This is a genomic window from Geminicoccus harenae, assembly GCF_019800005.1.
In the GTDB taxonomy this organism is placed as follows: Bacteria; Pseudomonadota; Alphaproteobacteria; order Geminicoccales; family Geminicoccaceae; genus Geminicoccus; species Geminicoccus harenae.
On the sequence record NZ_JABGCL010000086.1, the window covers coordinates 1 to 5,426 of the forward strand.

Here is a 5,426-nt window from a genome sequence, read left to right on the forward strand (position 1 = left end):
CCTGGCCCATAGCGCATCCCTTGCCGCATGGTGATCCATTGTACCACCACATTGCGGGATCAAACACCTAAACCTGAAATGCTCTAATGCTTCGAGCACCGGGCACGTCCGGCGTCATGTCCTGAACATGCGCCGCCTCTGCTTAAGAGCAGGTTAACGCTTCAGTTAATCTCATGGATGCGGCTGCGAGGATGTTTCCTGGCGCTCTCTGTGAGACCTATCCGCCACAACGAAGAAGATCGGCTGTGATGGCTGCCGGGATCACGATGGCCGGGGATCGGGGCGTGATGCGCGCCTCATGCTGCAGGCCGAGAAGCACAGCTGTGCGATCTCTGGATGGCCCATCCGTTTGTGTCTCGGCTCAGGCGCCTAGTCAGGAAGTCGATCATGCCGCTACGGCTGCTGCTGCCGATGCGTGGCCGAGCCGTACTCTGTACTGTGCCGTGGACGTTCATCGGGTTTGCCGCAACTGCCGGCCGAGCAGGCCGCTCTGCAGCCCATGCAGGACGTGTTTCGGATTTTCTTGCTAATGCCGCTCCGAAACCGAGCCGAAGATAATTCGCGATAGTTCGGTCTTGTTCTTGATCTGCAGCTTGCCGAACACAGTGCGGATATAGTGTCGGACAGTATTGGGCGTGATGCCTATTTCCTGGGCGATCGTCTTGTAGGTCTTCCCGAAGGCGTAGTGCTCGGCGACGGCCAGTTCCCGTGGGGAAAGTTCGGAAACCGGTCGGCGCTCGGATACGCGCACGAGGAAGAGGCCGGAGACGTCGCGGAAGACGGCGCGGATCTTCCTGCCGCGGAAATGGCGGCCGTGGCGCAGATGGGCCAGCAGGTAGTCCGGCAGCATCGGGCCGCGCCAGCGCTGCCATTCGATGGCCATGAAGCGGGCGAAGAACTCGTCGGCGGAGAGGATGAGGCCCGAGCGGTCGCAGATCGCGTTCGCGGCCAGCTGTTCATCGGTGAGGGCATCCAGGAGTGCCGATTCCAGATGCTTGCGCCAGCTCAGATGCAGGGCGTGCATCAGGTGCGGCATGACCATCTGCTTGAGCTTGCGCTGGGCCTCGGTGAACGGGGTGGCGGTGCGATAGACGGCGAGAAAGGCATGGAGCCCCAGGGACGGCTCCAGCGTGTGCGTGCACAGGACATGCCGGATGCCGTGGTTCGCCAGCATCGCCTGCAAGGCCGGGTAGTGGCAGAGTTCCCGTTCGTTGAACATCACCGTCGAGAACGGGTGCAGGGCCGCCTGATTCGCGACCGGATCCTCGGCTTTTATCTTCTCCCAGTCCTCGTGATAGGTGGCCGGCAGCCGGAACTTGATCTCGGTATGGAGATTGAGGCCCGACACCAGGCCCCACCAGGCGCAGTCGAACGGAACTGCCCGGGCCAGCAGCGCCAGGGCACGCTCCTGGAAGCCGGTGAACTCGACCTGATGGGGCAGCCTGTGGATGGCCAGCAGCAGCCCGCCCACCGCATCCAGATCGTGCAGGGGATTACCGTCCATTTGCAGGGGTTCAGACAGCGGTTCCCTCATGGGCGCGGGGCTATAGCATCCGTGCCGCCATGCCAACAGGGAGGGGTGCAATGAGCAGGACGGGCTACGTCTTCCGCGAGGAATACATGTGGCACAATACCGGTCTGGCGGCGAACTACATGGCGCCGGGCGGTCATGTGCAGCCGGACATCGTGCATGCCGAGAGCTCGGACAGCAAGCGGCGCATCGACGGGCTCCTGTCGGTGTCCGGCATCAAGAAGCACCTGCGCGTCATCGACGATTTCGAGCCGCTGAACGACGACCAGATCGCGCTGTTCCACACGCGGGACTATATGCGGCGGATCAAGGAGATGAGCGACAATGGCGGCGGCGATGCCGGCGAGCTCACGCCGTTCGGGCCCGGCGGCTACGAGATCGCAGCGTTGTCGGCGGCGGGCCCCCTGGTGGCGGGGCGCGCCATCCTGAAGGGCGAGATCGACACCGCCTATGTCCTCAACCGGCCGCCCGGCCACCACGCCGAAGCCGATATCGGCCGCGGCTTCTGCATCTTCGCCAATGCCGTGCTCGCCGCGATGAACCTGCGCAAGGAATTCGGCGACATGAAGATCGCCATGCTGGACTGGGACGTCCATCACGGCAATGGCGCGCAGAAGGCGTTCTATCGCGACCCCACCACGCTGGTGATGTCGATCCACCAGTACAAGAACTATCCGCAGGATTCCGGGTTCGTCGAGGAAGCCGGCGAAGGCGACGGCTATGGCTACAACATCAACATGCCGCTGCCGCCGGGCTCGGGCCATGGGGCCTATCTGCATTGCATCGACACGGTGGTGACGCCGGCGATCGAGGCCTTCAAGCCGGACTTCATCTTCATCCTGTCCGGCTTCGATGCCGGTGCGGTCGATCCGCTCGGGCGCAACATGGCCCATAGCGGCACCTATCGCGAGATGACCCTCAGGATGAAGGCGCTGGCGGACCGGTTCTGCCAGGGCAAGCTGCTGATCATGCACGAGGGCGGCTACTCGCCGGCCTATACGCCGTTCTGCGGGATCGCGGTCGTCGAGGCCCTGACCCAGGTCAATACCGGCGTGGAGGACCCGTTCTTCAAGATCCTGAGCGGCTATGGGATGCAGGAACTCCAGCCCCATCAGGCGGAGATGATCGCCCAGTCGGCGGCTCTGGTGAAGCACATCAAGTAAACAATCAAGATACAGAGTCCGACAGGGAGGAATTCTGGAATGCGCGACAGATCAGCTGTCGAACGGTGGATCCTGATAATCAATCTGATCATCATGCTGTTCCCCCCGATCCATCTGTTCTTTGCCGGCGGCTCCATGACAATGGCGCTCGCCTATGTCTTCGGCAGCGGCCTGCTGCTGGTGAGCTCCATGGTGCTGCTGCGCTCGATCGGCGACAACCGGGGGGAAGAGTAGGATGAATTTCGTCATCGGCTACGGCATGATCCTGCTGTTCTTCATCGTCGTCATCTACGTCATGGAGCGTAATCACCGGGCAACCGACAATTTCGAGGAGTTCTCGGTCGCCGGGCGCTCGTTCGGTTCATGGTTTCAGACCATGGCCTTCCTGAACACCTGGCTGCCCGGCACCATCTTCATCGCGTTTGCCGGGCTGGCGGCCTCAGCGGGCGTGATCGGCTACTACGTCATCTCCTATTCGCTGCTCGCCGTCCTGTTCATGTATTATCTGGCCGACCGGGTGTTCGACTGGGGCAAGCGCCACAACCTCAAGACCCAGTCCGATTTCGTCGGCATGCGGTACAATTCCGATGCCGTGCGGGTGACGGCCGCGATCATCGGCGTCGTGTCGATGTTCCCGTGGATCGTCCTCGGCCTGCAGTCCCTGGGCCTGGTGTTCTCCTACCTGTCCTTCGGCCTCGTCTCGCCGGAGCAGGCCGTGTTCGTGAGCATCGCGGTGCTGGCGATCCGGCAGTACTGGACGGTGCGCCTGGGCATGCGCGGGATCGTCATCTCCGACATGGTCCAGGGCATCATCGCCTATGGGGTGGGCGGCCTGCTGTCGATCGGCTTCATCGTCATGCTCCTGCGCTCGGATCATGGCTTCGACAAGCTGTCCGAGAGCTTCGCGACCCTGCCGTCGTTCGGCAGTGACCTGGGCCCGCTCTACTACTTCTCGATCGTCCTCACCGGTGCGCTCGGCTCATGGTGCTGGCCCGACATCTTCGTGCGCCTGTTCACCGCCAAGAGCGCGCAGACGGTGAGGAACTCCGCCTTCAAGGCCGCCCCGCTGATGTTCCTGTTCCTGGCGCTGATGCTGACGGCAGCGATGCTCGCCAGCTCCATGCCCGAGGTCGCCGCAGCGCCGGACAATGTCTGGTTCCTGCTGGCGAGCCATGGCGGCCCGGTCATCCTGTCCATCGCGGGCATCTGCGTGCTCGCGGCGACGATGGGCAACATCAACGCGCTGACGCAGGCGACCGGCGTGCATGCCGCGCAGGACATCTTCCACGTGAAGGGCGGGACCGACCGGCAGATCACCCGCACGGCCCGCATCATCGTCGGGATCACCACCATTCTCGCCATCATCGGCGCGATCATGACGGTGAACACCACGGCCGGCCTCCTGACGCTGGCGCTCGCCGCCTATCAGGGCATCGTGCAACTCGCACCGTCGCTCTATCTGGGCCTGCTCTGGAAGAGGCCGACCGCACCCGCCGCCGTGCTCGGCATGATCGTGGGCTTCGTGGTCGCGGTGGTCCTGCAGTTCCTCTACCCGGTCTCGATCCCGGCGCTCGGCGGCCTGACCTCGGGCGTCGTCGGGCTGATCTGCAACACGGCGATCCTGGTCGGCGTGACGATGCTCACCCCGGCAAAGAGCATCGAGACGCAGCGCGTCTCGGCGCTATTCGCCTGAAGCCTGGATCGGCTGCCAGCACACCGGTTCGCGCCAGGGGAGTGCATGTCATGAGACTTGATGAATATGCTCGTCATGATGCCGTGTCCCTGGCCGAACTGGTGGCGCGGCGCGAGGTCACTGCGGCGGAGCTGCTGGAGCTTGCCCTGGCGGCGACCGAGGCGGTGAATGCCGACATCAGAAAGGTCTACACATGCGGCTTTTTCGAGGCATTGCTGTCCCAGAGGACAAGGTCGAGCAAGTTATCACGACCATCAAAGTCCAAGGTTTGGTTCGAGGCATGGGCAAGAACTGGCAAATGGAGTTCCGGCATCCCGGCGATCTGGATGCTCTATTTGCCAAGACTGATCTTTCGCTTGTGGACACTCGGCCGGACGGCGTGCAAGTCGATTTCGGCGTATGTGCATGCGGCGAGGAAATGGGAGCCGCCTATTATGCATGGCAGCACAACCGCACGGTTGAGAACACCACGCCGATAATCATAGAGTTCGACGCGCCAGACGATGCCGTATCCATTGATGGGAGCGATTTTCTGTACACTGTCTTTTCACTTGGACAGCCAGAGCTTGCGCGACCCGTATTGAAGCACGTGTTCGGTAACCGCATCCTGCGCTACGCCGATCGGGCATGGCTCTCGAAAGAGTAGAATATTGCGCTATGTGACTTGGCCCGTCACGATCCACAAGCCGTCAGAGCACATCACGCTAATACGGTTGTACTTGGCGGACGGTATGGGACTGTTTTCAGGAATGCCTTCATCGTCCGCCTGCCAATTGGAGCCACATCAATCATTCGCGTTTGGTCACCGACTGAGCGTCCGGTCTTGCCTCGTCCGGAAATCATGTTCGACAGCCTCCTCGTAGATTCATATAGGCGAAGAGGGTGATACTGAGTCGCATTATAGCGACATTCTGCGATGGAAGGCCGGCTAGAAACTCTGACAGCCGAGGAGCATTAGGTGATTGATGCTAGGTGTACGGTCCCGGGATGTGGTGTGACGGGTCGAGCCTGAACCGATCGGGCTCTTTGGCCCAGGTCT

General features: G+C 62.0%; 5 protein-coding genes. 4 read left to right on the top strand and 1 reads right to left on the bottom strand.

The window, feature by feature from the left end; translation table 11 throughout:
• Nucleotides 1–526 precede the first annotated feature (526 nt).
• The gene (locus HLA95_RS26595; RefSeq protein ID WP_191060537.1) at nt 527–1,570 is read right to left on the bottom strand and encodes a helix-turn-helix transcriptional regulator; all 1,044 of its coding nucleotides are present in this window, start codon (nt 1,568–1,570) and stop codon (nt 527–529) included.
• A 14-nt stretch (nt 1,571–1,584) separates the two neighbouring features.
• On the opposite strand from HLA95_RS26595, the gene HLA95_RS26600 reads away from it, so the two are divergent.
• From HLA95_RS26600 to HLA95_RS26615, 4 genes are all read left to right on the top strand, one after another.
• Nucleotides 1,585–2,694 (top strand): class II histone deacetylase, encoded by a 1,110-nt coding sequence (locus HLA95_RS26600; protein ID WP_191060536.1) that lies wholly within the window; start codon nt 1,585–1,587, stop codon nt 2,692–2,694.
• Nucleotides 2,695–2,733: 39 nt separating this feature from the next.
• On the top strand, nt 2,734–2,928 hold the full coding sequence (locus HLA95_RS26605; protein WP_191060535.1) for a hypothetical protein: 195 nt from the start codon (nt 2,734–2,736) through the stop codon (nt 2,926–2,928).
• Nucleotide 2,929: 1 nt separating this feature from the next.
• On the top strand, nt 2,930–4,387 hold the full coding sequence (locus HLA95_RS26610) for a sodium:solute symporter family protein (RefSeq protein WP_191060534.1): 1,458 nt from the start codon (nt 2,930–2,932) through the stop codon (nt 4,385–4,387).
• A 193-nt stretch (nt 4,388–4,580) separates the two neighbouring features.
• A complete protein-coding gene (locus HLA95_RS26615) occupies nt 4,581–5,033 on the top strand; it encodes a hypothetical protein (protein WP_191060533.1) in 453 nt (150 codons plus the stop codon).
• Nucleotides 5,034–5,426 lie beyond the last annotated feature (393 nt).

Bases quoted from the DNA above. Each gene is read 5' to 3' on its own strand.
- HLA95_RS26600 (WP_191060536.1), top strand. From the start codon at position 1,585: ATGAGCAGGACGGGCTACGTCTTCCGCGAGGAATACATGTGGCACAAT.
- HLA95_RS26605 (WP_191060535.1), top strand. From the start codon at position 2,734: ATGCGCGACAGATCAGCTGTCGAACGGTGGATCCTGATAATCAATCTG.
- HLA95_RS26610 (WP_191060534.1), top strand. From the start codon at position 2,930: ATGAATTTCGTCATCGGCTACGGCATGATCCTGCTGTTCTTCATCGTC.
- HLA95_RS26615 (WP_191060533.1), top strand. From the start codon at position 4,581: ATGCGGCTTTTTCGAGGCATTGCTGTCCCAGAGGACAAGGTCGAGCAA.